Below are 23,115 nucleotides of genomic sequence, written 5' to 3' on the forward strand. Positions count from 1 at the left end.
CGCGGCATCGACCGGGGACAACGCCGCCGGAGCCTTCGCGTTTCAACCCGCGGTCGATAGGAAATGCCGAGCCAGCACGGCCCGCACCTGCGCCACCAGATCGGCTTCGGGACACGAGAACTGCGCCGGCCGGGCCGCCTTCCACTCGGCGTTGCTGGCGATGGAATCCGCCGCCTTTGCGCCCTCGATCAGGTCCTTGATCTGGACCTCGCCGGCCACGCGCTCGTTCGAGCCCTGGATGATCGCCACCGGGGCACGGCGGCGGTCGGCGTACTTCATCTGCGCCTTCATGCCCGCAGACCCGAGATAGAGCTCGGCCCGGATGCCGTCGGCGCGCAGGAGCGCCACGAGCCGCTGGTAATCGGCCATGTTCTCCCGGTCGAGAACCAGCACCACCACCGGCCCAGGCGCTTCGGAGCCGGCGAGCAGCGGGCTGTTCACGAGCTGCAGGGCCGAGAACAGGCGCGAGACGCCGATCGAGAAGCCCGCCGCCGGCACCGGCTCGGCTCGGAAGCGCCCGACCAGCCCGTCATAGCGCCCGCCCCCCGCCACCGAGCCGAAGCGCACGGTCTGGCCGTCCTCGTTGGTGACGGGAAACGTCAGCTCGGCCTCGTAGACCGGGCCGGTGTAGTATTCGAGCCCACGCACCACGCTCGGATCGGCCCGGATCACGTCGTGGCCGTAGCCGGCGGCGGCGCAGAGGCGCATGATCGCGTGCAGCTCGGCGATGCCTTCCCGGCCGGTCTCCGAGTCGCCGACCGCATCGTGCCAGCCGGCAAAAAACTTTTCCCAGAACGCCACCTTGTCGGCGCCATCCGCCGCATCGGCCTGGAACGACACGTAGGCGAGGATCCGCCCGATCGCCGCCTCGTCGAGGCCCGCGCCCTTGGTGAAGTCGCCGCTCTCGTCCTTGCGGCCGGCACCCAGCAGCTGGCGCACCCCGTCGACCCCCAGCCGGTCGAGCTTGTCGATCGCCCGCAGCACGGTGAGGCGCTGGCCGGCGCGGGTCTCGCCCGCCAGCCCCGCGGCCTCCATCACGCCGTCGAGCACCTTGCGGTTGTTGACCTTCACGACGTACTGGCCGCCGAGCCCGAGCCGGTTCAGCGTGTCGGCCATCAGCATGCAGATCTCGGCATCGGCCGCGACGCTGCCGGCGCCCACAATGTCGGCGTCGAACTGCATGAACTGGCGGAAGCGGCCCGGCCCCGGCTTCTCGTTGCGGAAGACATAGCCCGCTCGGTAGCTGCGATAGGGCTTGGGCAACGCGTCGAAATTCTCGGCCACGAACCTGGCGAGCGGCGCCGTGAGGTCATAGCGCAGCGAGAGCCACGCCTCGTCGTCATCCTGGAACGAGAACACGCCCGCATTCGGCCGGTCGAGGTCGGGCAGGAACTTGCCCAGCGCCTCGGTGTACTCGACGAAGGGGGTTTCCAGGGCCTCGAAGCCGTAGAGCTCAAAACTCCGCCGGATCGTCTCTAGCATCCGATGCTGCGCGGCGATCTCACCGGCGCGGCGGTCGACGAAGCCGCGCGGCAGGCGGGGCTTCAGGGTTTCGGGCTTCGCGGTTTCGGGCTTGGACATGTGAAGGCGTTCGCTTCTCGCGGGCCGAAGCCCGGATCCGGCATCGGATTGAGTCGCCCCCGGCGGCCGGGGATCCTAGCCCGGGCTCTAGAGCATGCCGGGCGAAAGGGGAATTCGGTTTGCGGAACCGTCAGTGCCGCCCTTGTATCTGACACCCGACCCTTTCCCGGGCGCATGCAGCGATAGCGGAATGCGGCCCGGGATCCAGCGCGAGACGCCGCGAAGCGTCCTGACATCCGCACGGTGTGCCGCTTGCGCGGCGTATCCTGTGCTGGGTCCCGGATCAGGTTCCGCTGACGCTCCACCTGTTCGGGAAAGGAGCGTCGTTCATCCGCAAAGGTCTTCTGAGGCAGCGATTCAATACGGCGCCGTCAGCTTTAGCCAGAGCAGGGCCGCGAGGCTCACCACGGCGATGGGCATCTGGAGCGGGCGCAGGCGGGCATGGGCGAGCGGCACCTCGCCGGCGCGGGCCTGGATCGGATCGAGGATCCCGATGAGGGCGTAGCCGAGGATCAGCATCGCCAGCGCCGGCACCGCCTTGCCCATCACGGCGGCGCACAGGCTGAACAGCCCGAGCGCGTAGAGGATCAGCATGGTGACGATCTGCGACAGCCGCGGGCCGCCCTCGGTCCGGAAGCTGACGCCCCGGTGGACGCCGGCCAGGAACAGCAGGATCGAGGCCGCGTACAGCAGGGTGAACAGGGCCACGAGGTAGTCGAGCGGCTGACCGTTCAGCCACCACGCCGCGGCGGCGCCGACCGCGATCGGCACCATCGGGCCGAAGCCGAACACGATGTCGAGCCATGGGATCCGGCGCGGCTCGTGGGTGGTGAGGGTGCGTCCGGTGGCGTCGTCGCGCATAGCGGTCGGTTGGGGCTCTCGGGTTACGGATCTGCTGCGCCGCAGCGCCGGGACGGTGAACGATCCCGTGTCGACCCGGTTCCGGTCCCGGCCGCTGCGCGGCCTGTCTAACCCCGGCGCGGCCCGTCCGCGAGGGCCTACATCCGCGATGGCTCCTGTCCGCGCGATGGCCTATTTGGGGCTCTTGAGTACGGCCGGGAAACGCGTTATCTGTGATGGGCCCTCACCACAAGGTCTGCGCCGCAGCGCGCCCGTGAGCTTGAGGGTCCTGCCAGTACGGTTTCGCCAATCTGATCCTCGGGCCCCTCGCCGCAGCGCGGCCCGCCCTTCGGCGCCCGTCCCCCGGGTGCTTTGGCATAGAACCGGCCCCCCCACCTTTTCCGTCGGTTGCAAGACACCCATGACGCCACACCCCGACGCCCTCGCCGAGATCGAGACCGCGGAGCAGGCCGATCTGCCCGCCGATCGGCCCACCATGCCGGCCGCCCTCGAAGGCGTCCGCGAGGTCAAGCTCCAGGACCTCAAGTCGAAGACGCCCACCGACCTGACGGCCTTCGCCGAAGAGGTCGAGGTCGAGAACGCCTCGACCATGCGCAAGCAGGAGCTGATGTTCGCCATCCTGAAGCAGCTCGCTGCCAAGGAGGTCGAGATCATCGGCTCGGGCACCGTCGAGGTGCTGCAGGACGGCTTCGGCTTCCTGCGCTCCTCCGACTCGAACTACCTGCCGGGTCCGGACGACATCTACATCTCGCCGACCCAGATCCGCCGCTTCGGCCTGCGGACCGGCGACACCGTCGAGGGCCCGATCCGCGGCCCCAAGGACGGCGAGCGGTATTTCGCGCTCCTGAAGGTCAACACGATCAACTTCGAGAACCCGGAGAAGATCAAGCACAAGGTCCACTTCGACAACCTGACGCCGCTCTTCCCGACGAAGCGGTTCAAGCTCGAGCTGGACAACCCGACCAAGAAGGATTTCTCGCCGCGGATCATCGACATCGTGGCGCCGATCGGCAAGGGCCAGCGCGCCCTGATCGTGGCGCCGCCGCGCACGGGTAAGACCGTGCTGATGCAGAACATCGCGCAGTCGATCACCCTCAATCACCCCGAGTGCTACCTGATCGTGCTGCTCATCGACGAGCGGCCCGAGGAGGTCACCGACATGCAGCGCTCGGTGAAGGGCGAGGTCATCGCCTCGACCTTCGACGAGCCGGCCACCCGCCACGTGCAGGTCGCCGAGATGGTGATCGAGAAGGCCAAGCGCCTCGTGGAGCACGGGCGCGACGTGGTGATCCTGCTGGATTCCATCACCCGCCTCGGCCGCGCCTACAACACGGTGGTGCCGTCCTCCGGCAAGGTGCTGACCGGCGGTGTCGACGCCAACGCCCTACAGCGGCCCAAGCGCTTCTTCGGCGCCGCCCGCAACATCGAGGAAGGCGGCTCGCTCTCGATCATCGCCACCGCGCTGATCGACACCGGCTCGCGCATGGACGAGGTGATCTTCGAGGAGTTCAAGGGCACCGGCAATTCCGAGATCATTTTGGACCGCAAGGTCTCCGACAAGCGCATCTTCCCGGCGATCGACATCACCCGCTCGGGCACCCGCAAGGAGGAGCTGCTGGTCCCGCCGGATTCGCTCAAGAAGACCTACGTGCTGCGCCGCATCCTCAACCCGATGGGCGTCACCGACGCGATCGAGTTCCTGCTCGACAAGCTGCGCCAGACCAAGAGCAACAGCGACTTCTTCGACTCGATGAACACCTAAGGCGGGCGATCCAGGGGAGCTGTTCCGGACCTCACCCGCGCGTACCCCTCCCCCCTCTGCGGGGGAGGGAGAGAAGCGGCACCTGTCCCACCCCGGCACGGAACGCATCGGCCCCAATTTCCAGCCGTTGACCTTCCCCTAACCGGCCTCTGCCACAACCATCTCCGGGCGCCAGGTTGCGTAACGGCCCCGCGACAGCCCCGCCGGTCGGTCCATTCCGGCGGCGGGGCTCGTCGCAGCCCCGTCGCTGACGCGATCCGCGTCTTGCGCCCGTCACCGGATCCGTGACACTGGCGCGATGCCCCGCTCGCCCTGGACCGGTCCGCACCCGCTCCTCCTCGCCTCGACCAGCCCCACCCGGCGCCTCCTGCTGGAGAGCGCCGCCCTGCCGGTCGAGACCGCTGCGCCCGATGTCGACGAGCGTGCCCTGGAGGCGCAGAGCGCCGGCCTGTCGCCGCCCGATCTCGCCCTGCACCTCGCCCGCGCCAAGGCCGAATCGGTGGCAGCCCGGTTCCCCGGACGCCTCGTCCTCGGCGCCGATCAGGTGCTCGATTGCGACGGCACGGTGTTCCACAAGCCGGCCGATGCTGCGGCCGCTCGGGCGCAGCTCGCCCGTCTATCCGGCCGCACCCACGCCCTGCATTCCGCCGTGGCGCTGGCCGGAACCGTCCAAGATACCTTCGTGGAGACTGCCCGGCTGACCCTGCGCCCCCTCGATGACCGGGCGATCGCGGCCTATGTGGCGTGTGCCGGCGAGGATCGCGTGCGGGCGAGCGTCGGCGGCTACCAGCTCGAAGGGCCGGGGATCCACCTGTTCGAATCGGTCGCGGGCGATCACAGCACGGTGTTGGGCCTGCCGCTTCTGCCGCTCCTCGCGCGGCTGCGCGCCGCCGGCTACCTGGCGTTCTGAAGGGGGAGTACCGTCTTGGCCGGACACGACCATTCGCACGGCGGCCACGATCACGCGGGCCATTCCCACGGTGGCCACTCTCATGGCGGGCCCGGCGGCCACGTCCATGCGCCAAAAAACTTCGGGCCGGCCTTCGCGATCGGCATCGCGCTCAACACCGTCTTCGTGGTGGTGGAGGCGATCTACGGCTATCTTGGCAACTCCATGTCGCTTGTGGCCGATGCGGGCCACAACCTGTCGGACGTTCTGGGCCTTGTGGCCGCCTGGGTCGCCGCGATCCTCGTGCGCCGGCAGGCCACCGCGCGCTTCACCTACGGCTATCGCGGCTCCTCGATCCTGGCCGCCCTGTTCAACGCCGTGTTCCTGCTGATCGCCATGGGAGCGGTGATCTGGGAGGCTCTGGTCCGGCTCGTCCATCCCGAGCCCGTGGCCGGCACCACCGTGATGGTGGTAGCCGCCATCGGGATCCTGGTGAACGGCATCACCGCGTGGCTGTTCGCCAGCGGCGCCAAGGGCGACATCAACATCCGCGGCGCCTTCCTGCACATGGCGGCCGATGCCGCGGTCTCGGCCGGGGTGGTGATCGCCGGCCTGGTGATCCAGCTTACCGGCCTCGTCTGGCTCGATCCGGCCGTCAGCCTCGTGGTCGCCGGCCTCGTGGTCTGGGCGACCTGGGGGCTCCTGCGCGACAGCGTGGCGATGTCGCTCGACGCGGTGCCGTCGGAGATCTCCCCTGAGGCGGTGACCGGCTTCCTGCGCGAACGGCCCGGCGTCGCCGACCTCCACGACCTGCACATCTGGCCGATGAGCACCACCAGCGTCGCCCTGACGGTCCATCTCGTGATGCAGGAGGGCCATCAGACCCATCGCGTGCCCGACAACGGGTTCCTGACCGAGACCGCCGAGGGGCTGCGCGCGCGCTTCGGCATCGTCCACGCCACGATGCAGATCGAGGAGGCCGGCGGCCCAGCCTGCCGGCTCGCACAGGATTGCGCGGCGTGACCACCGGAACCCCCCGCGCCTTCGTGGTCGGCCACCCGATCGCCCATTCGCGCTCGCCCCTGATCCACGGCCACTGGCTCGCCGAGCACGGGATTGCCGGTTCCTACGAGCGCCTCGACGTGACCCCGGAGGCTTTTCCGGAGTTCATCCGGGCGCTGCTGGATTCGGGCTTCCGGGGCGGCAACGTCACGATCCCCCACAAGGAGGCGGCCTGCGCGCTCGCCGATACCCTGACGCCGCGGGCGCAAAAGATCGGCGCGGTGAACACCCTGGTGGTCGAGCCCGACGGGCGGATCCGCGGCGACAACACTGATGCCCCAGGCTTCTGCGCGCATCTCGATCACAGCCTGGGGGCAGATTGGCCTGCGCGCGGCAACGGCACCGCCGTGGTGCTGGGCGCAGGCGGCGCGGCGCGGGCGATCGTGGTCGGGCTGGCCGAGCGGGGGATGCGGCGCATCCGCGTCGCCAACCGCACCCCGGCCCGGGCCGAGGCGGTGGCGGCGCTGGCCCCCGGCATCGCCGACGCCCTCGCCTGGGACGACCTGCCGGCAGCGCTCGCCGAGGCCGGGCTCCTCGTCAACACCACCTCGCTCGGCATGAAGGGCCAGCCGCCCCTCGAAATCGACCTCGCGCGCCTGCCGCCGGGAGCCGCGGTGGCCGACATCGTCTATGCGCCGCTCGAAACCGATCTCCTGGCGGCGGCGCGCCGCCGGGGGCTCGACGCCGTGGACGGGCTCGGCATGCTGCTGCATCAGGCGGTGCCGGGCTTCGCGGCGTGGTTCGGGCCCCGCCCGGCCGTCACCCCCGCATTGCGCGACCGGATCGTGGCGGATCTCGCCCCGAATCCGGCCTCATGAAGCCGAGGGCCGGGTCCGGACCGATCGTGCTCGGGCTCACCGGCTCGATCGGCATGGGCAAATCGGCCACCGCGGCTTTGTTCGCCAAGCGGGGCGTCCCGGTCCACGACGCGGATGCCGCCGTCCATGCGCTCTATGGACCGGGGGGCGCGGCCGCGGCGGCGATCGGGGCGGCTTTTCCCGGCGTGCTCGATGCGGAAGGCGGCGTCGACCGGACGCGCCTGCGCGCGGCGGTGCTCGACGCGCCCGACCGGATGGCGGCGCTCGAACAGATCGTCCACCCGCTGGTCCGGGCGGCCAGCACGGATTTCCTCGCCCGGCATGCGGACGCGCCGCTCGTCGTCCTCGACATCCCCCTCCTCTACGAGACCAGCGGCGAGGGCCGCTGCGACGCGGTCGCGGTGGTGAGCGCGCCGCCCGAGGTTCAGCGGGCCCGGGTGCTGGCCCGCCCCGGCATGACCGAGGCCGCCTTCACGGCGATCCTGGCCAAGCAGATGCCCGATGCCGAGAAGCGGGCGCGGGCGGATTTCATCATCGACACGAGCCGAGGCTTTCCTGCGGCCGAGGCCGAGGTGGCGCGGATCGTCGCCCAGCTGACGGAGGGCCGTGCGCCGCCGCACCCGCCGAACGGATGACGCGGCCACGCGGTTGCACGTCTGCGGTTGTGGTTTTCGGGGGAGCGGACCAATCGCAAGGTGGATGCGATGACGTGGCGTTTCGATGGAATTGGTCGAACCGGCTTCACCTGCGTCCTGGCGGCGGCGACCCTTTTCGGCCCCGTACCGGCACAGGCTCAGTACGCCGCCTCCTGTCCGCCACCAAAAAAGTTCGCTGCCGGCGCCTGCGTCATCGCCTGCCCGGCCGGCTACGAGGATCAGGGCCACGTCTGCGTCTACCGCAACACCTCACGGTAGGGGGCACCGGAGCTTAACCGTGAGAGCCTATCAGGCTAAGGCTCTGCCCCTTGTCTGCGAGCCGCGAAACCCATGCTGCGCGAGATCGTCCTCGACACCGAGACCACCGGCACGGAAGCCAAGGGCGGTGACCGGCTGATCGAGATCGGCGCCGTCGAGCTCCTCAACCACATCCCCACGGGCCGGACCTTCCACCGCTACTGCAACCCGCAGCGGGCGGTCTCCGAAGGCGCGTTCAACGTCCACGGCCTGTCGGACGCGTTCCTCGCCGACAAGCCGGTCTTCGCCGAGATCGTCGGCGAACTCCTGGAGTTCCTCGGCGACGGGCGGCTCGTGATCCACAACGCGCCCTTCGACGTCGGCTTCCTCAACATGGAATACGCGCGGCTCGGCGACCGCGCCCCGCCCCCGATCCGGCTGGAGGACGTGGTCGACACCTTGCCGATGGCCAGGCGCAAGCACCCGGGGGCGGCCAACAACCTCGACGCCCTCTGCGCCCGCTACGGCATCGACAACACGAAGCGCACCAAGCACGGGGCGCTGCTCGACGCCCAGATCCTGGCTGAGGTCTATGTCGAGCTGCTCGGCGGCAAGCAGACCAGCCTCGGACTGACGGCGGTGGAGGCGGCGGCTCCTCTCGCCGGACCGCTCGCCCAGCAGGGCGCCGTCGCGGCGCCCCGGCCATACCGGAGCCGGCTGACCGAAGCGGAGCGCGCCCGCCACGAGGCCTTCCGGGCGAGCCTCGGTCCCGCCGCGATCTGGGCCGAGTATATCGGGACGGACGAGCCAGCCTGAGGCGACCGGCTGATCTGCGTTCGCGGGGTGTTGCGGCGCAGCAGAGCGGCGTTTATTGCAACGCACAATTCGAGGTCTGAGTCCCGCCGGTCCGGTGGGGAGGATGGTCCATGCTGTGGCGTTGGCGTGCAGGCCCCGGCCGCGACAGGAATGCTGAGGCAGCGAGGCGCGCACGCATGACCGACGATCTCGGCAGCCGCAACGACGGGCACACCCGTGGCCCCGGCAGCTCGCCCTTCGCCGCCATGATCGAGGCGACCCGTCTCACCGGCCTCGGCCGCCTGGACGAGGCCACCGCTCTGATCCAGCGGAGCTTCGGCGTCCCGGACGCCGCCCCGCCGCGCCCGGCCGACACGCCTCCCCGCCGCGATGGAGCCACGGACGAGGCCGGCACGCGGGTGCGCGAGGTGGTCGGTCAGGTCGTGCGCGGCCTTGCGCCCGTGCTGAAGGGACTGGGCAAGCCCCTGCGGCAGCCTGCGGCCACCCCCGATCGTCCCGGCACCCGGGCGAGCAGCTTCGTGTCCCTGAGCCATGCGGTGGCCGCCGGCAGCCGCGACTACAAGCTGTTCATCCCCAGCCGTCCTGACGACCCGGCGCCGCTCGTCGTCATGCTGCACGGCTGCACCCAGAACCCGGACGACTTCGCCGCCGGCACCGGCATGAATGCCCTGGCCGAGCGCGCGGGCGTGTTCGTCGCCTACCCGGCGCAGAGCCGGCAGGCCCATGCCCAGCGCTGCTGGAATTGGTACGATCCCCGCGATCAGGCCCGCGGATCGGGCGAGCCGGCGATCATCGCGGGCCTCACCCGTGCCATCATGGCCGAACACCCGATCGACCCGGCCCGGGTCTACATCGCAGGGCTTTCGGCGGGGGGCGCGGCCGCCCTCAACATCGCCCGAGCCTATCCGGACCTCTACGCCGCCGTAGGCGTGCATTCGGGCCTCGCGGCCGGCTGCGCCCGCGACCTCGGCTCGGCGCTGATGGCCATGCAGGTCGGAGCACCGGGCCTCGGCACGGTGACGCCGTTCGGGGCGCCCGCCGCGGCGACCCGCGTGCCCACGATCATCTTCCACGGCGAGGACGACGGTACGGTGAGCGTGCGCAACGCCGATCAGGTCCTGGCGCAGGCCGATGTCGCGGGGCTGACCGCGCGGTCCGAGACGATCGAGGGCCGCGGCCACCCTTTCACCCGCACCCGCTATCGGGATTCGTCCGGCCGGGTGGTGGTGGAGGATTGGCGGGTGCGCGGCGCCGGCCACGCGTGGTCGGGCGGCCACCCCGAGGGCAGCTACACGGACCGCGACGGCCCCGATGCCTCCCGGGCGATGCTCGACTTCTTCGCCGAGCACCGCCTCGGCCCGAAACACCGGTAACGGGTTTCCAAAGGGCGAGCCCTTTGGCGGGGTATCGGGGCGGAGCCCTGATGTGTAGCCACGGTCGCCGAACGCGGGGCGCTGCCCTGCACCCGCAAAAGGTCCCGGACCTTTTGAAACCAGGACTGTCCATGACCGCCATCCCGACCCTGAACGGCCTCGGCGACATCGCCGATCGGTACGACCTGATCCTCTGCGATGTCTGGGGCGTGCTGCACGACGGTCAGAAGGCCCATGGGCCCGCGGGCGAGGCGCTGATTCGCTTCCGGGGTCTGCCGGGGCCGCGGCCGCGCCGGGTGGTGCTGGTCTCGAACGCGCCGCGGCCCGGGGACGGCGTGGGGCGGATCCTCGACCGGTTCGGCGTGCCGCGGGAGGCCTATGACGCGATCCTCACCTCGGGCGACCTCACCCGCGGCCTGATCGCGGCGCGGCCCGGCGCCCGGATCCGCCATATCGGGCCGGAGCGGGACCTCGGCATCTTCCAGGGCCTCGACCTCAGCCTCGTGCCGGAGGAGGAGGCGGACCTCGTGGTCTGCACCGGCCTGTTCGACGACCGCAGCGAGACCGCCGACGATTACCGGCCGGAGCTGACGCGGCTCGCCGCCCGCGGGCTGACGATGATCTGCGCCAATCCCGACCTCGTGGTGGAGAGCGGCAACCGGCTGATCCCCTGCGCGGGCCTGCTGGCGGCGGCCTATGCGGAGATCGGCGGCCCGGTGGTCTATGCCGGCAAGCCGCACCGGCCGGTCTACGAGGCGGCGCTCGCCAAGGACCGTGATCTGGGCGGCGACCTCTCCGGCGCCCCGGTCGATGCGGCCCGGGTCCTGGCGATCGGCGACGCGATCCGCACCGACATCGCGGGCGCACGCGGATTCGGCATCGCGAGCCTGCTGGTCGCCCGGGGCATCCACGCGGAGGAACTCGGCGTCACGGCCGAGCACCACCGGCTCGGCGACGTGGCGGATTGGCTCGGCCGGCAGGCGGTGCATCCCGACGCGGTGATCGAGCGGCTGCGCTGGTAGGACGGTACGCCGCGCGGCAGCCTGCTGCGACACCGGTCCTTCGAAACAATCCCGTCCAAGTCCCATTGGAGAGGCGCTGCAGCGTTCGCGTGCAGACACTTCATCCATATGACAGCGGGATTTCGATGACGCCCCAATTCTGGTTGTGGCTGGGTTTTGCAGGCATGGCGGCGGGAGCTGCCGCGATCCTGTTCCTGGCCAAGCGGCGGACTCCCGCCGAAGAGGCCGACGGGATCATCCACGGGATCGTGCCGATCATCGCGGCCTGTTCGTACTTCGCCATGGCCACGGGCCAGGGGAGCGTCGTCCTGCCCGCCGGTCCCGATGCCGCGGAGGCCGCGCGCCAGTTCTACTTCGCCCGCTACATCGATTGGACGTTCACCACGCCCCTGCTGCTCGTGGGCCTCGCCCGCACCGCGATGCATTCCGGTTTGCGCCGGCCGGCCGTGGTCTGGGGGCTGGTCGGCTCCGACCTGATCATGATCGTGACGGCCTTCGCGTTCGGCCTGTCCGACGTCGCCGCGGTGAAGTGGACGTGGTTCGCCATCTCGTGCGGCGCCTTCCTGGCGGTGTTCTACGGGATCTTCGTGCAGTTGCGGGAGGAGAACGCCACGGAGCGGGCCGACGTGCGCAAGGCCTTCCTGCGCAATGCCGTATTCCTGACCGGTGTCTGGTGCGGCTACCCCATCGTGCTGCTCCTCGGTCAGGATGGCCTCGGCCTCCTATCGCCGACCGTCGCCCTGGCGGTGATCGCGATCCTCGATCTGACCGCCAAGGTCGTCTACGGCATCATGGCGACCCTCGAGACGACCCGCGCGGTCGATCGCGACCTCAAGGAACGGCCCGTCACCGCCTCGCCGCTGCGCCGGGCGGCCTGAAGCCGATGGCGGCGCGCGCCTCCGTCTCCCGTCCCGGGATCGCGGTCGGCGTGCGCCGCGCCCGCATCCGCTCGTCGGGGACTCAAATCCTGCAAGGGGCGGCCGGCTTGGTTGGGCTCGGGCTGGTCGCCTCTTCCGGCCTGCCGCGCGACGCCGCCTGGCTGGTGGCGCTGACGGCGGTGATCGGTCTCGGGGTTCCCCACGGGGCCCTGGACGGCGCGGTGGCGGCACCCCTGCTGCGTCCGCGCTGGGGGCGGGCGTGGTTTCCGGTCTTCGCGGTCCCGTATCTGGGGCTCGCGGGCGCTGTGCTCCTGGCGTGGCAGCTCGCCCCCCTGGCCACCCTGGCGGCGTTCCTGGCCATCTCGGTATTGCATTTCGGCACGGAGGATGCCGGATCCGGCCGACCGTTCGAAGCCCTCGTGCGCGGGGGCCTGCCGGTCGCCCTGCCGGCGCTGCTGCACCCGGCGGCAACGGCGCGCGTCTTCGCGGTCGTCGCCCGCGTGCCGATGCCGGAACTCCCCGGCTGGTGGTCGGCGGCCGCTTGGCTCTGGCTTGCCTTGGCGGCGGCCTGGCTTCTGGTCGGCCGGCCGCGGCCGGCGGTGCTCGCCGAGATGGCCGTCCTGGCGGCGGCCTTCCTGGCGCTGCCGCCGCTCACGGCCTTCACCCTGTACTTCATCGGCCTCCACGCGCCCCGGCACATGCGGGCGCTGGTGCGCGATCCGATGAAGGCCCCGGGCGTCGACACGATGCCGCGAGCCGTCCGGGCCGCGCTGCCGATCTTCGCCCTGACCCTCGGCCTGGGCGCCGGACTCTGGCCGCTCTACGCCGCTGGCGCGCCGGATGCGGTGGCCAACCTCCTGACCGTGACGCTCCGGATGCTGTCCGCCCTGACGGTTCCCCACATCCTGCTCGATCACCTCGCGGCCCGGTCGTCGCGCCCATGACCGCGACGGTCCGGAGGCCATGTCGGCCGAACCGTCGCCCGCTCGCCATCCGCGCTGGACAAACGACCGGTTGCCCCGCACCCACGTTCGGTTTCGGGAGCCGCGCTCTATGACCGTCCCCATCTCGGCCGCCGCCCATGCCCGGACCATCCTGGCTGCGCACGAGCATCGCCGGCCGATCGCGCCGCTGACCGGCTGGGATCCGACCCTCGACCTGCCGGCTGCCTACCGGGTGGCCGCGGAGGTGCGCCGCCTGCGCGTCGCCCGGGGCGAGCGGACGGTCGGCCGCAAGATCGGCTTCACCAACACGACCCTCTGGGACCGGTACGGCGTCCGGGCGCCGATCTGGGGCGACATCTACGACACGACCCTGTGCGATCGCGCCGCGCTAGCCGGCCCCGTGGCGCTCGCCGCGTTCGTCGAACCGCGCATTGAGCCGGAGATCGTGTTCGGACTCGCCCGCGCCCCGGAACCCGGCATGGACGCAGCTGCCCTGATCGGATGCGTCGCCTGGGCGGCCGCCGGATTCGAGATCGTGCAGTCCCTCTATCCCGGCTGGCGCTTCACGGCCCCCGACACGGTCGCCGCCTTCGGGCTGCACGGGCTGCTGGTCGTCGGCGAACGGGTGCCGATCATTGCGGCGGAGCGGCCGACCTGGATCGGCCGGCTCGAACGGTTCTCGGTCGATCTCCTGCGGGATGGGGCGCTCGCCGAACGGGGCAGCGGCCGGAACGTGATGGGCAAAGGCCCGCTCGCCGCCCTCAGTCACCTCGTCGATGTGCTGGCTAACGATCCGCCCTCCCCGCCCCTCGCGGCCGGCGAGATCATCACGACCGGCACCCTGACCGACGCGTTGCCGGTGGCGCTCGGTCAGCGCTGGCAGGCCCGGATCGACGGGTTGCCGCTGCCCGATCTCGACCTCACCGTGATCTGAGGCGGGCGGCAGGGATTATCGGGGGATCGCGCGATGGATCATGCGCCGGCCCCGGGGTCCAGGTCTTGGCGCTGTCAAGTTGCCATGCCACATCCAAGAGCATGCCTGGTCGCGCGCGGAGACGCTACACCACCTTCCTGGTCGCCGTGACGCCGGAGCGCACCCGCAAGGCGCCGCGCCCGGTGGTCTACGCCGTGATGAAACCCAATGCCGAGGAGGCCCTGGACGCCGTCCGCGGCCTCGCCGAACCCCAGGCCGACGTCGCTTTGGTCGGCGGGCTCTCCACCCGGATCGCCAAGGCGCTCAAGCTGAAGCCCGACGAGCCGCGCGCGGTGTGAGGCTCCCAGCTTCCATCCGTTCGTCGCCGGAATCCAGGCGGGTTGAGCGGAAGGTGGCTACTCTCGACCCAACCCCGTCGTCCGAACAGCCTCGGACTCGTCCCGAAAGCGGCCATCTTCGATGAAGACGCGGGGTCTGCATCGTCTAACATGGCTGCCCCGGAGCCCGCCGTCGACAAAGAGGCGAAACGTCATGGGGAAGCACCAATGCCTCTCAACGGTCTCGACCTCGCGCAGCAGCTCATACGGTTCCGATCGATCAATCCGCCGGGTGAGGAGAAAGCGTGTTCCGAGTTCATTGCGCGACTGTTGACCGAGCACGGGTTCGACGTCGCCAGCTACGCGTTCGCCAAAGATCGACCGACGCTGGTCGCGCGCATCCCTGGATTGGCAGGTGGCAAGCCGCTCTGCTTCACCGGGCACATCGACGTCGTGCCCCTCGGATCGAACGAATGGCGATTCCCGCCTTTCGAAGGGGTCGTGCAGGATGGCCGGCTGTACGGCCGCGGTGCCAGCGACATGAAGGCCGGCGTAGCCGCGTTCATCGCGGCTGTGTGCAACCTGATCGAGGACGGGCACAGCTTCCGCCGCGGTGTCACGCTCGTGATCACCGCCGGAGAGGAGACGGGGTGTGAAGGCGCCTTCCATGTCGGTCGCGAGAAAGCCCTCGGGCCGGCCGAACTCCTGATTGTGGCCGAGCCGACGTCTAACGCCCCCATATTCGCCCACAAGGGCTCGCTTCGCGTCGTCGTTTCTGCGCGCGGGAGGACGGCACATTCCTCGATGCCGCATGAGGGCGAGAACGCCATCAGCAAGGCAGCGGAGTGGATCCGGACGCTTGAGGGCCACGATTTCGGCGCCCGTCATCCCTTGCTCGGTAGCGCCACAGCCTGCGTCACCACTGTCCGCGGTGGGGAAAATATCAATTCCGTCCCCGACTTCGCCGAGTTCACCATAGATATCCGGACCCTGCCGGAGCAGAAGCACGCGGCGCTGATCGCCGAACTGAGCCACCTCTTCGGATCAGAGGCTGAGATCCGCGTGGTCACGAGCTTCCCTGGATTCGCCACTGATCCGGACGATCCGTCGGCCGCTCCGCTCCTGTCTCTGCTGCGCGAGCGCACGGGCGCGCCGGCGGAACCAGCCGGGGCGCCCTACTTCACCGATGCGTCGGCGCTCGTGCCGGCCTTCGACGGCGTCGCCACGGTGGTCATCGGACCCGGCGAAGCGGCGCAGTGTCATAAGACGGACGAGTACTGCCTCGTCGAGCGCATTGAGGAGGCGCAAGCCATCTACAGAGACTTGATGCTCCGGATGTGCTGCGGCCATGCGGAGTGAGGCCCAGCGACCGAAGCCTCAATCCACCGCGAGCCGGTAGCCCACCCCCCGCACGGTCTGCAAAAAGACCGGGTTGGCGGGATCGACCTCGGTCTTGCGGCGCAGGCGGTTGATCTGGACGTCGACCGTGCGCTCGGCGGCTGCGCCCCCGCTCCCTGCGAGCTGCTCGCGCTCCACGTTGGCGCCGCCGGCCAGCGCCAGGATGGTCAGGATCTCGCGCTCGCGCTCGGTGATGCGGATCAGCTCATCGTCCCGGCGCAATTCGCCCCGGTCGATCCGGAACGCGAAGGGCCCGAACGTCACGCTCTCGGCCGCCGCCTCGCGGGGACGCACGCCGCGCTTGATGATGTTGTTGAGCCGGAGCGTCAGCTCCCGCGGCTCGAAGGGTTTGGGCAGGTAATCGTCGGCTCCGATCTCCAGGCCCATCACCCGGTCGTTCGGATTGGAGCGCGCCGTGAGCATCAGGATCGGCACCCGGGAGGTTTCGCGCACGCTGCGGGCGTAATCGAAGCCGTTCTCGCCGGGCATCATCACGTCGAGCACCATGGCGTCGAACACCACGCTCTGCGCCCGGGCCCGGGCCTCGGCGGCGCTCGCCGCCGCGGTGACCCGGAACCCCTGGTCGGTGAGGTAACGGGCGAGCAGCTCGCGCAGGCGGCGGTCGTCGTCGACCACCAGCACGTGCGGGGCCTCATCGGGCAGGTCGGCCCGGGCGGGATGGCTCATGCGCCGCCCCCGTCGCTCCCGCGCCGCGCCATCAGACGCTGGACCGCCGGCCGATCCTCCGGCTCGATCATCGCCATCAGAAAATCCTCCGGCGAGCCCCGGGCATCCGGCGCGGCCAGCGCCCGGGCGAGGCGGCGCGCCTGGACGCGGGTCAGGTCGGCGGCCAGTTCCGCCCCGGAGGCCGTGCAGTACAGGAGACGCTGGCGCCGGTCGCTGGATCCGGGCTTCTGCGCGACGTAGCCCTGGCCGATCAGATCCTTGAGCACCCGGTTGAGGCTCTGCTTGGTGATCCGCAGGATGTCGAGGAGTTCGGCGATGGTCAGGCCGGGATAGCGGTCGACGAAGTGCAGCACCCGGTGGTGCGCCCGGCCGAAGCCGTAATCCGCCAGGATCCGGTCTGGGTCGCCCACGAAGTCGCGATAGGCGAAGAACAGGAGTTCGATCAGGTCGTCGCTGCCGAGGGCGGCCGGCGCGGCCCCCGGGACGGGTGTCGCCGCGAAGCTCTCCACGAAGGCCTCTTGGCGCGGGGCTGTCCGTGTCACGGGGCGGCCGCTCCCAACGGGTGATAGGTCAGTCCCCGTGACGTTTCTCAAGGCGGCCCGGGCCCGTCAACCCTGGGCTTGGCGGTGACGCGACGGTTGCCGGCACTCCCTCCGCTCCGCTAGGCAGGGCTATCGGAGCAATGGGAGCGGTCGGACGCATGGCGCAAGCAGCTGAACCGGCACCACGCCGCCTCTGGATCCGCAACCCGCTCGCCATCCTGGCCGTGGGGGCCGAAGGCGGGATCGTGGTGGAGGGCACCCGGATCGTCGAACACGTGGCGGCGGGTGCCCAGCCCAGCCGCCCGGTGGACGAGACCTTTGATGCATCGCGCCACGTGGTGATCCCCGGGCTGATCAACACCCACCACCACGCCTTCCAGACGCTGACCCGCGCCCATCCGATCGCGATCAACAAGCCGCTCTTCCCCTGGCTGAAGGCGCTCTACACGATCTGGGGGCGGATCACCCCGGAGGCGTTCCGGCTCGCCACGCGGGTCGCCTATACCGAGCTGCTGCTCTCGGGCTGCACCACGGCGGGCGACCACCATTACCTGTTCCCGAAGGGGCTGGAGGATTCGGTCGACGTCCAGGTGGACGAGGCCCGGGCGCTGGGCATCCGTGCCTTCGTGACCCGCGGCTCGATGAGCCTGTCCGACCGGGAGGGCGGCCTGCCGCCCCAGGCGCTGACGCAGGACGACGACACGATCCTCTCCGACAGTGAGAGGGTGCTGAACCTGTTCCATGACCCTGCTCCCGGCGCGATGGTGCAGATCGGGCTCGCGCCGTGCTCGCCCTTTGCGGTGACGAAGCGCCTGATGCGCGAGAGTGCGGATCTCGCCGCCCGCTACGGCTGCCGGCTGCACACCCATCTCGGCGAGACGCTCGACGAGGACGATTACTGCCAGTCGATGTTCCAGTGCCGGCCGGTGGAGTATCTGGAGGAGGTTGGCTGGCTGAACGACCAGGTGTGGCTCGCCCACGGCATCCATTTCAACGACGCGGAGGTCGCCCGGCTCGGCAAGGCGGGGGTCGGCGTGTGCCACTGCCCGACCTCGAACATGACCCTGGCGTCTGGCCGCTGCCGCACCTGCGAGCTGGAGGCGGCGGGGTCCCCCGTGGGGCTCGGGGTCGACGGCTCGGCCTCGAATGACAGCTCGAACCTCATGGAGGGCGTGCGCCACGCGGTGATGCTGAGCCGGCTCACCTATGGCGCGGAGGCGGTGACGCATCTCGACGCGCTCCGCTGGGCGAGCGAGGGGTCGGCCGCGTGCCTGGGCCGCTCCGATATCGGTCGGATCGAGGTGGGGCGGGAGGCAGATCTCGCGCTGTTCACCCTGGACGAGCTGCGCTTTTCCGGCGCCCACGATCCGCTGGCGGCCCTGGTCCTGTGCGGCGCCCACCGGGCCGACCGGGTGATGGTGGCGGGGCGCTGGCGGGTGATCGACGGGCAGCCAGTGGGGGTCGATGTGGGTCGCCTGCGCGAGGACCATTCGCGGTTGGCGGTGGCGCTGTTCGGGGGCGCGTAAGTCTCGGTTTCAAAAGGTTTGAGACCTTTTGGGGGTGCAGGGCAGAGCCCTGCGGGCAGTCGCAATTGCTCAGACCAGAAATTTGTAGTAACGTTTCTACAAAAGCTGTTCGATCTTATCTGAGCTTTGAGCATGGCGGTCACCACTCTCACAAGCCGAGAATTCAATCAGGATACGGGCCGCGCCAAGAAGGCAGCGGCCGATGGACCTGTCTTCATCACTGATCGCGGCAAGCCTGCACATGTCCTGCTCAGCATTGCCGAGTACGAGCGACTGACAGGGCAGCAGCCCAGTATCATCGAAGCTTTGGGGTGGCCGGCGGGCATCGAGGATGTCGAGATCGAGTTTCCGCGTTCCGGCGATTTGCCTAGGGCGGCCGACTTCTCCTGATGTTCCTGCTCGACACCAACGTCGTTTCGGAGCTGCGCAAGGCGCGGACCGGTAGGGCCGATCCACGAGTCACAGCCTGGGCGAGCACGATACCGGCGAGCGAACTCTTCCTCTCGGTGATCGTCATTCAGGAATTAGAGATCGGAATACTGCAGGTCGAACGAAGGGATACGGCTCAAGCGGCGCTCCTGCGCGCGTGGCTGGAGGATCATGTCCTACCGACCTTCTCCGATCGCATCTTGCCCATCGATGCAGCCATCGCCCGTCGCAGCGCACGCCTGCATGTTCCGGATCCCCGGCCCTACCGCGATGGGCTGATGGCCGCTACGGCGCTCGTCCGAGGCGCGACGGTGGTAACCCGCAACGTCGTTGACTTCGCGAGGACCGGTGTGTCCCTGCTGAACCCTTGGGAAAGTTCCGCGCGGCCTTGAGCCAACCTTGGCAAGGCCGCGCGCGCTTCTCAGAACAGCCCGTCGATCTGCCCGTTGGCATCCAGCCGGATCGTGTCGGCGGCCGGCACCCGGGGGAGGCCCGGCATGGTCATGATCTCCCCGCAGATCGCCACCACGAAGCCGGCGCCGGCCGAGAGCCGGACGTCGCGCACGCCCACGATATGCCCCTCGGGCGCACCCATCAGGGTCGGGTCGGTGGAGAACGAGTACTGGGTCTTGGCCATGCAGATCGGCAGGTGGCCGTAGCCGTCCTTCTCGAAGGTGGCGAGCTTGCCGGCCGCCTTGGTCTCGATCTGGATGTCGGCGGCCCCGTAGAGCTTGGTGGCGATCGCCCGGATCTTGTCGGTGAGCGGTGCTTCGGTCTCGTAGGCGTGCCGGATCGGCGCCGGCTCAGCCTGGGCAAGCTTCACCACCGCGCGGGCCAGTTCCTCGGCCCCGGCGCCGCCCTCCGCCCAGTGGCGGCAAGTGATCGCCTCCACGTCGAGGCGCGCGCGGCACAGCTCCTTCAGCTTGGCGTGTTCGGCGTCCGTGTCGGCGTAGAAGTGGTTGACGCCGACCACCACCGGCAGGCCGAAGCCGCGCAGATTCGTCACGTGCCGGGCGAGATTCGCAAACCCCTTCTCCAGGGCGTCGATGTTCTCGGCTCCGAGGTTCTTCTTGTCGACGCCGCCATGCATCTTGAGGGCGCGGATCGTCGCCACGACCACGACCGCCGAGGGGGTCAGGCCCGCCTGCCGGCACTTGATGTCCAGGAATTTTTCCGCCCCGAGATCGGCGCCGAAGCCGGCTTCCGTCACCGTGTACTCGGCGAGCCGCAGGCCGGCCCGGGTGGCGATCACCGAGTTGCAGCCGTGGGCGATGTTGGCGAAGGGGCCGCCATGGATCAGCGCCGGGTTGCCCTCAAGCGTCTGCACGAGGTTCGGCTGCAAGGCGTCCTTGAGCAGCACCGTCATGGCGCCGGTCGCCTTCACGTCCTTGAGGGTGACGAGCTTGCGGTCCCGGGTCTCGGCGATGACGATGCGGCCGAGGCGCTCCTCCAGGTCGGCGAGGTCCTTGGCAAGGCAGAACACCGCCATCACCTCCGAGGCCACCGTGATGTCGAACCCGTCCTCGCGCGGGAAGCCGTTGGCGACGCCGCCGAGCGATTGGGTGATCTGGCGCAAAGCCCGGTCGTTCATGTCGACGACGCGGCGCCAGTGGATGCGGCGGACGTCGATGTTGAGCTCGTTCGCCCAGTAGACGTGGTTGTCGATCAGCGCGGCCGCGAGGCTGTGGGCCGCCGTGATGGCGTGGAAGTCGCCGGTGAAGTGGAGGTTGATCTGCTCCATCGGCACGACCTGCGCCTTGCCGCCGCCGGCCGCCCCGCCCTTCATGCCGAAGCACGGCCCGAGCGAGGGCTCGCGCAGGCAGATCATGGTCTTCTCGCCGATGCGGTTCAGCGCGTCGCCGAGGCCCACCGTGGTGGTGGTCTTGCCCTCGCCGGCCGGGGTCGGGGAGATCGCGGTGACCAGCACGAGCTTGCCGGGCTTCTTGTTCTCCAGCCCGGTGATGTAGCCGTGGTCGATCTTGGCGATGTGCTTGCCGTAATGGTGGAGCGCGTCGTCCGGGATGCCGAGCTTTTCCGCAACCTGCGCGATCGGCTTCAGGGTCGCGGCGCGGGCGATCTCGATATCTGACGGCATGGGCGTTCCCTCCCTGAATCACGGGCCCGGAGCCCGCCGCCGGCTGTTGCCGTGCGGATGTCCACCCGTGCGGGCGGCCGCCCGCGAACGGCTGCGCACTGTGCGTCAAACGAATGGGAAAAGCGCGTCGATTTTTATGAGGTGGGCGACAAAATACCTTTGTCGATGGTGAACGGGCACAGGCCGCCCGGGACTGGCGAAGGCGGCCCCCAACCCGTCTTTGCGAGCGGAGCGAAGCAACCCAGGGCCGCGCTACGTCCTGATAAGTCCCGCTGCCCTGGGTCGCTTCGCTGCGCTCGCGATGACGGTGCAGTCCGCTACTACCCCCCCGACTTCTTGGCCTTGTCGGCGGCGCCCGGCGCCTCGTGCGGCTGCGGCGCGCCCTTCGGGAGCTCCGGGTTCTCGGCGTTGTGCGGCGCGGCGACCGGGGCCGGCACCGTCTCGGCGGTGGCGGTCGGCTTCTCGATCTCGGGCAGCCCGTCCTTCAGCTTCGCGTTGATCTGCGCGAGGTCGTCCGGCTCGGGGTTCAGGTCCTTGGCGTGCTGCCACTGGAACTTGCCCTCCAGCCGCCGGCCGGAGCGCCAGTAGGCGTCGCCCAGGTGGTCGTTGATGGTCGGGTCGCCGGGCTTCAGCTCGACCGCCTTCTCCAACTCGCGCACCGCGTCGTCCCACCGGCCCAGGCGGTAATAGGCCCAGCCGAGGCTGTCGACGATCATGCCGTCCCGCGGGCTGGCATCGACCGCTTGCTGCAGCAGCTTGAACGCCTCGTCGATGTTGGTGTTCTGGTCGACCCAGGAATAGCCGAGGTAGTTCATCACCTGCGCCTTGGCGGCCGGCTGGTTGGCCGGCACCAGGGACAGCGCCTTCTTCAGATCGGCCTCGGCCTTCGGCCATTGCTTGGCGCGCTCGTAGGCGGTGCCGCGGAAGTAGTAGGTCGTCCAGTAGTTCGACTGCGGCCGGTTGCCGATCAGATCGATCGCCCGGGTGTAGGTGGCGGCCGCCTCCTCGTACTTCTTGTGCGCGCGCTGGACGTTACCGAGCGCCGTGATGACGTCGATGTCGTCGGGATGCGCCTTCATGGTGGCGTCGAGGTGCTCCAGCGCCTCATCGCTCTTGCCCATCTGCTCCAGGTTCAGGCCGACCTGAATGTCGGCGTTGAGCTTGAGCGGGGAATTGGCCGGGATCTGCGCGTAGGCCTCGTTGGCGCGCTCGGGCTGCTTCATCCGATCGAGGGTGTCGGCCAGCGTCAGCCGGGCGAGCGCATGGTCGGGGGCGAGGTAGAGGGCGAGCCGCAGGTAGATGACGGCCGGCAGCTCGTCCCCCTGCGTCGAGCCGGCCGAGCCCAGCCCGTACAGCACCTCGGCGGCACCCTCCTGGGCGTTGGCGATCAGCCGCGTGAGGGGCTTGCCCTCCTTGAGCTTGTCGAGGGCGTCGCGCACCAGCGGGTGGCGGGGCGAGAGCTGATCGAAATCCGAATAGGCCTGGATCGCGAGGTCTGTGCGGCCGAGGCTGGCCTCGAGCCGCGCGTAGGCGTCGACGATGCGCAGGGTGTTGTGGTCGGCGTCGTAAGCCGCCTTGAGGCGCCGCTCGGCTTCGGCATTGTCCCCGGTCACCGAGGCGATCAGGCCCGCGTGGTAATCGCGGAAGGTGTTGTAGTAGCGCTCGCCGCGGAGCTTGTTGACGGTCTCCAGCGCCTTCTTGCCATCGCCGGCGCCGGCATAGGCCCAGGCGGTGAGCAGCGTGGCGGTGAGATCGGTCGCCGCGCCCCGGCCGCTGCGCGAAAAATTCTGGCGGGCGGCGGCCCATTGGCCGGCCTTGATCTGGCGCACCCCGAGGGAGAGGTTGGCGAGCCCGTTGGTCGGATCGCGGGCGATCAGCTTCTCGGCGGTGCGGAACGCGTCCGGCAGGGCGCCGTCGGCCAAGAGCGAGATGAAAGCGCGCTCGACGAGTTCGGCGTTGCGCGGGTCGGCCTTCACGGCCTCGCGGTAGTAGGTGGCGGCCGCCGCCGTGTCCCGGGCGGCGCCCGCGATGTAGGCGGAGAGGAAGTTGCCCTCCAGCGAATCCGCGGGCTCGTAATCGAGCACCGGGGTCGATTCCTTCGGCTGCGCGGCCAGCACGGCCTGCGGCAGGCCGGCGGCGAGCAGAAGGGCGAGCGCCGAAACGCTCCGGCGGGCGCGGGATGTCATCATGAACCGATCGCGGCTCCTGGGCGCCGGGCCGCCAAGGGGCCGGGCGCGAAACGGGCGGGTTATCCCCGAAAAATCGCTGGGGACACTGAACCCATCCCG

23 protein-coding genes are annotated in these 23,115 nt (G+C 69.8%); 17 read left to right on the top strand and 6 right to left on the bottom strand.

Annotated features, from left to right (window positions below; translation table 11 throughout):
- Window positions 1-42 precede the first annotated feature (42 nt).
- Window positions 43-1,581, bottom strand: coding sequence for a histidine--tRNA ligase (gene hisS / locus BLQ49_RS13350; protein ID WP_091716394.1), 1,539 nt, complete (start codon window positions 1,579-1,581; stop codon window positions 43-45).
- Between the two features lie 357 nt (window positions 1,582-1,938).
- Window positions 1,939-2,442 (bottom strand): DUF3429 domain-containing protein, encoded by a 504-nt coding sequence (locus tag BLQ49_RS13355; RefSeq protein ID WP_091716395.1) that lies wholly within the window; start codon window positions 2,440-2,442, stop codon window positions 1,939-1,941.
- 400 nt (window positions 2,443-2,842) lie between these two features.
- Here BLQ49_RS13355 and rho point away from each other — a divergent pair, with 400 nt between their 5' ends.
- From rho to BLQ49_RS13425, 14 genes are all read left to right on the top strand, one after another.
- Window positions 2,843-4,204 (top strand): transcription termination factor Rho, encoded by a 1,362-nt coding sequence (rho, locus tag BLQ49_RS13360; protein ID WP_091716396.1) that lies wholly within the window; start codon window positions 2,843-2,845, stop codon window positions 4,202-4,204.
- A 298-nt stretch (window positions 4,205-4,502) separates the two neighbouring features.
- A complete protein-coding gene (locus tag BLQ49_RS13365; RefSeq protein ID WP_091716397.1) occupies window positions 4,503-5,114 on the top strand; it encodes a Maf family protein in 612 nt (203 codons plus the stop codon).
- Window positions 5,115-5,129: 15 nt separating this feature from the next.
- Window positions 5,130-6,116 carry a cation diffusion facilitator family transporter gene (locus BLQ49_RS13370; RefSeq protein ID WP_091716398.1) on the top strand — a complete coding sequence of 329 codons (987 nt, stop codon included), beginning with the start codon at window positions 5,130-5,132 and terminating at the stop codon, window positions 6,114-6,116.
- The gene (locus BLQ49_RS13375; protein ID WP_091716491.1) at window positions 6,113-6,973 is read left to right on the top strand and encodes a shikimate dehydrogenase; all 861 of its coding nucleotides are present in this window, start codon (window positions 6,113-6,115) and stop codon (window positions 6,971-6,973) included. Before BLQ49_RS13370 ends, BLQ49_RS13375 begins: the two co-directional genes overlap by 4 nt.
- The gene (gene coaE, locus BLQ49_RS13380; protein ID WP_091716399.1) at window positions 6,970-7,608 is read left to right on the top strand and encodes a dephospho-CoA kinase; all 639 of its coding nucleotides are present in this window, start codon (window positions 6,970-6,972) and stop codon (window positions 7,606-7,608) included. The genes BLQ49_RS13375 and coaE overlap by 4 nt, the downstream gene beginning before the upstream one ends.
- 69 nt (window positions 7,609-7,677) lie before the next feature.
- Window positions 7,678-7,887: a hypothetical protein gene (locus BLQ49_RS13385; RefSeq protein WP_091716492.1), complete on the top strand. Its 210-nt coding sequence runs from the start codon at window positions 7,678-7,680 to the stop codon at window positions 7,885-7,887.
- Between the two features lie 72 nt (window positions 7,888-7,959).
- A complete protein-coding gene (dnaQ, locus tag BLQ49_RS13390; RefSeq protein WP_091716400.1) occupies window positions 7,960-8,682 on the top strand; it encodes a DNA polymerase III subunit epsilon in 723 nt (240 codons plus the stop codon).
- A gap of 176 nt (window positions 8,683-8,858) precedes the next feature.
- On the top strand, window positions 8,859-10,055 hold the full coding sequence (locus BLQ49_RS13395; protein WP_091716401.1) for an extracellular catalytic domain type 1 short-chain-length polyhydroxyalkanoate depolymerase: 1,197 nt from the start codon (window positions 8,859-8,861) through the stop codon (window positions 10,053-10,055).
- A 131-nt stretch (window positions 10,056-10,186) separates the two neighbouring features.
- Entirely contained in the window at window positions 10,187-11,077 is an 891-nt protein-coding gene (locus BLQ49_RS13400; protein WP_208859053.1) for a TIGR01459 family HAD-type hydrolase, read from the top strand.
- A gap of 125 nt (window positions 11,078-11,202) precedes the next feature.
- Window positions 11,203-11,955, top strand: coding sequence for a bacteriorhodopsin (locus BLQ49_RS13405; protein ID WP_091716402.1), 753 nt, complete (start codon window positions 11,203-11,205; stop codon window positions 11,953-11,955).
- 5 nt (window positions 11,956-11,960) lie between these two features.
- Window positions 11,961-12,899 carry a Brp/Blh family beta-carotene 15,15'-dioxygenase gene (locus BLQ49_RS13410; RefSeq protein ID WP_091716403.1) on the top strand — a complete coding sequence of 313 codons (939 nt, stop codon included), beginning with the start codon at window positions 11,961-11,963 and terminating at the stop codon, window positions 12,897-12,899.
- A gap of 109 nt (window positions 12,900-13,008) precedes the next feature.
- The gene (locus tag BLQ49_RS13415) at window positions 13,009-13,833 is read left to right on the top strand and encodes a 2-keto-4-pentenoate hydratase (RefSeq protein WP_091716404.1); all 825 of its coding nucleotides are present in this window, start codon (window positions 13,009-13,011) and stop codon (window positions 13,831-13,833) included.
- Between the two features lie 101 nt (window positions 13,834-13,934).
- Window positions 13,935-14,171, top strand: a complete 237-nt coding sequence (locus tag BLQ49_RS13420) for a hypothetical protein (RefSeq protein WP_091716405.1) — start codon at window positions 13,935-13,937, stop codon at window positions 14,169-14,171.
- Between the two features lie 207 nt (window positions 14,172-14,378).
- A complete protein-coding gene (locus BLQ49_RS13425; RefSeq protein ID WP_167627701.1) occupies window positions 14,379-15,509 on the top strand; it encodes a M20 family metallopeptidase in 1,131 nt (376 codons plus the stop codon).
- 18 nt (window positions 15,510-15,527) lie between these two features.
- Here BLQ49_RS13425 and BLQ49_RS13430 read toward each other — a convergent pair whose 3' ends face one another.
- Window positions 15,528-16,235, bottom strand: a complete 708-nt coding sequence (locus BLQ49_RS13430) for a response regulator (protein WP_091716407.1) — start codon at window positions 16,233-16,235, stop codon at window positions 15,528-15,530.
- The gene (locus BLQ49_RS13435) at window positions 16,232-16,744 is read right to left on the bottom strand and encodes a MarR family winged helix-turn-helix transcriptional regulator (RefSeq protein ID WP_244507586.1); all 513 of its coding nucleotides are present in this window, start codon (window positions 16,742-16,744) and stop codon (window positions 16,232-16,234) included. Before BLQ49_RS13435 ends, BLQ49_RS13430 begins: the two co-directional genes overlap by 4 nt.
- A gap of 191 nt (window positions 16,745-16,935) precedes the next feature.
- Here BLQ49_RS13435 and BLQ49_RS13440 point away from each other — a divergent pair, with 191 nt between their 5' ends.
- The 3 genes from BLQ49_RS13440 to BLQ49_RS13450 all read left to right on the top strand — a co-directional run bounded on the left by BLQ49_RS13440 (window position 16,936) and on the right by BLQ49_RS13450 (window position 19,124).
- On the top strand, window positions 16,936-18,303 hold the full coding sequence (locus BLQ49_RS13440; RefSeq protein WP_091716409.1) for an 8-oxoguanine deaminase: 1,368 nt from the start codon (window positions 16,936-16,938) through the stop codon (window positions 18,301-18,303).
- Between the two features lie 132 nt (window positions 18,304-18,435).
- Window positions 18,436-18,693: a type II toxin-antitoxin system Phd/YefM family antitoxin gene (locus tag BLQ49_RS13445; RefSeq protein WP_091716410.1), complete on the top strand. Its 258-nt coding sequence runs from the start codon at window positions 18,436-18,438 to the stop codon at window positions 18,691-18,693.
- Window positions 18,693-19,124, top strand: coding sequence for a type II toxin-antitoxin system VapC family toxin (locus BLQ49_RS13450; RefSeq protein ID WP_091716411.1), 432 nt, complete (start codon window positions 18,693-18,695; stop codon window positions 19,122-19,124). Before BLQ49_RS13445 ends, BLQ49_RS13450 begins: the two co-directional genes overlap by 1 nt.
- Before the next feature lie 29 nt (window positions 19,125-19,153).
- Here BLQ49_RS13450 and BLQ49_RS13455 read toward each other — a convergent pair whose 3' ends face one another.
- Entirely contained in the window at window positions 19,154-20,827 is a 1,674-nt protein-coding gene (locus tag BLQ49_RS13455) for a formate--tetrahydrofolate ligase (RefSeq protein WP_091716412.1), read from the bottom strand.
- Window positions 20,828-21,147: 320 nt separating this feature from the next.
- A complete protein-coding gene (locus BLQ49_RS13460) occupies window positions 21,148-23,016 on the bottom strand; it encodes a tetratricopeptide repeat protein (RefSeq protein WP_091716413.1) in 1,869 nt (622 codons plus the stop codon).
- Window positions 23,017-23,115 lie beyond the last annotated feature (99 nt).

It is taken from the genome of Methylobacterium phyllostachyos, from assembly GCF_900103445.1.
Taxonomy (GTDB): domain Bacteria; phylum Pseudomonadota; class Alphaproteobacteria; order Rhizobiales; family Beijerinckiaceae; genus Methylobacterium; species Methylobacterium phyllostachyos.

What these genes read in the sequence shown, in the direction of transcription:
- BLQ49_RS13355 (WP_091716395.1), bottom strand. Translation starts at nt 2,442, where the DNA reads ATGCGCGACGACGCCACCGGACGCACCCTCACCACCCACGAGCCGCGC.
- BLQ49_RS13450 (WP_091716411.1), top strand. Translation starts at nt 18,693, where the DNA reads ATGTTCCTGCTCGACACCAACGTCGTTTCGGAGCTGCGCAAGGCGCGG.
- BLQ49_RS13410 (WP_091716403.1), top strand. Translation starts at nt 11,961, where the DNA reads ATGGCGGCGCGCGCCTCCGTCTCCCGTCCCGGGATCGCGGTCGGCGTG.
- BLQ49_RS13425 (WP_167627701.1), top strand. Translation starts at nt 14,379, where the DNA reads ATGCCTCTCAACGGTCTCGACCTCGCGCAGCAGCTCATACGGTTCCGA.
- hisS (WP_091716394.1), bottom strand. Translation starts at nt 1,581, where the DNA reads ATGTCCAAGCCCGAAACCGCGAAGCCCGAAACCCTGAAGCCCCGCCTG.
- BLQ49_RS13430 (WP_091716407.1), bottom strand. Translation starts at nt 16,235, where the DNA reads ATGAGCCATCCCGCCCGGGCCGACCTGCCCGATGAGGCCCCGCACGTG.
- BLQ49_RS13440 (WP_091716409.1), top strand. Translation starts at nt 16,936, where the DNA reads ATGGCGCAAGCAGCTGAACCGGCACCACGCCGCCTCTGGATCCGCAAC.
- BLQ49_RS13400 (WP_208859053.1), top strand. Translation starts at nt 10,187, where the DNA reads ATGACCGCCATCCCGACCCTGAACGGCCTCGGCGACATCGCCGATCGG.
- BLQ49_RS13395 (WP_091716401.1), top strand. Translation starts at nt 8,859, where the DNA reads ATGACCGACGATCTCGGCAGCCGCAACGACGGGCACACCCGTGGCCCC.
- BLQ49_RS13365 (WP_091716397.1), top strand. Translation starts at nt 4,503, where the DNA reads ATGCCCCGCTCGCCCTGGACCGGTCCGCACCCGCTCCTCCTCGCCTCG.
- BLQ49_RS13405 (WP_091716402.1), top strand. Translation starts at nt 11,203, where the DNA reads ATGACGCCCCAATTCTGGTTGTGGCTGGGTTTTGCAGGCATGGCGGCG.
- BLQ49_RS13420 (WP_091716405.1), top strand. Translation starts at nt 13,935, where the DNA reads ATGCCTGGTCGCGCGCGGAGACGCTACACCACCTTCCTGGTCGCCGTG.
- BLQ49_RS13460 (WP_091716413.1), bottom strand. Translation starts at nt 23,016, where the DNA reads ATGATGACATCCCGCGCCCGCCGGAGCGTTTCGGCGCTCGCCCTTCTG.
- rho (WP_091716396.1), top strand. Translation starts at nt 2,843, where the DNA reads ATGACGCCACACCCCGACGCCCTCGCCGAGATCGAGACCGCGGAGCAG.
- coaE (WP_091716399.1), top strand. Translation starts at nt 6,970, where the DNA reads ATGAAGCCGAGGGCCGGGTCCGGACCGATCGTGCTCGGGCTCACCGGC.
- BLQ49_RS13415 (WP_091716404.1), top strand. Translation starts at nt 13,009, where the DNA reads ATGACCGTCCCCATCTCGGCCGCCGCCCATGCCCGGACCATCCTGGCT.
- BLQ49_RS13455 (WP_091716412.1), bottom strand. Translation starts at nt 20,827, where the DNA reads ATGCCGTCAGATATCGAGATCGCCCGCGCCGCGACCCTGAAGCCGATC.
- BLQ49_RS13445 (WP_091716410.1), top strand. Translation starts at nt 18,436, where the DNA reads ATGGCGGTCACCACTCTCACAAGCCGAGAATTCAATCAGGATACGGGC.
- dnaQ (WP_091716400.1), top strand. Translation starts at nt 7,960, where the DNA reads ATGCTGCGCGAGATCGTCCTCGACACCGAGACCACCGGCACGGAAGCC.
- BLQ49_RS13385 (WP_091716492.1), top strand. Translation starts at nt 7,678, where the DNA reads ATGACGTGGCGTTTCGATGGAATTGGTCGAACCGGCTTCACCTGCGTC.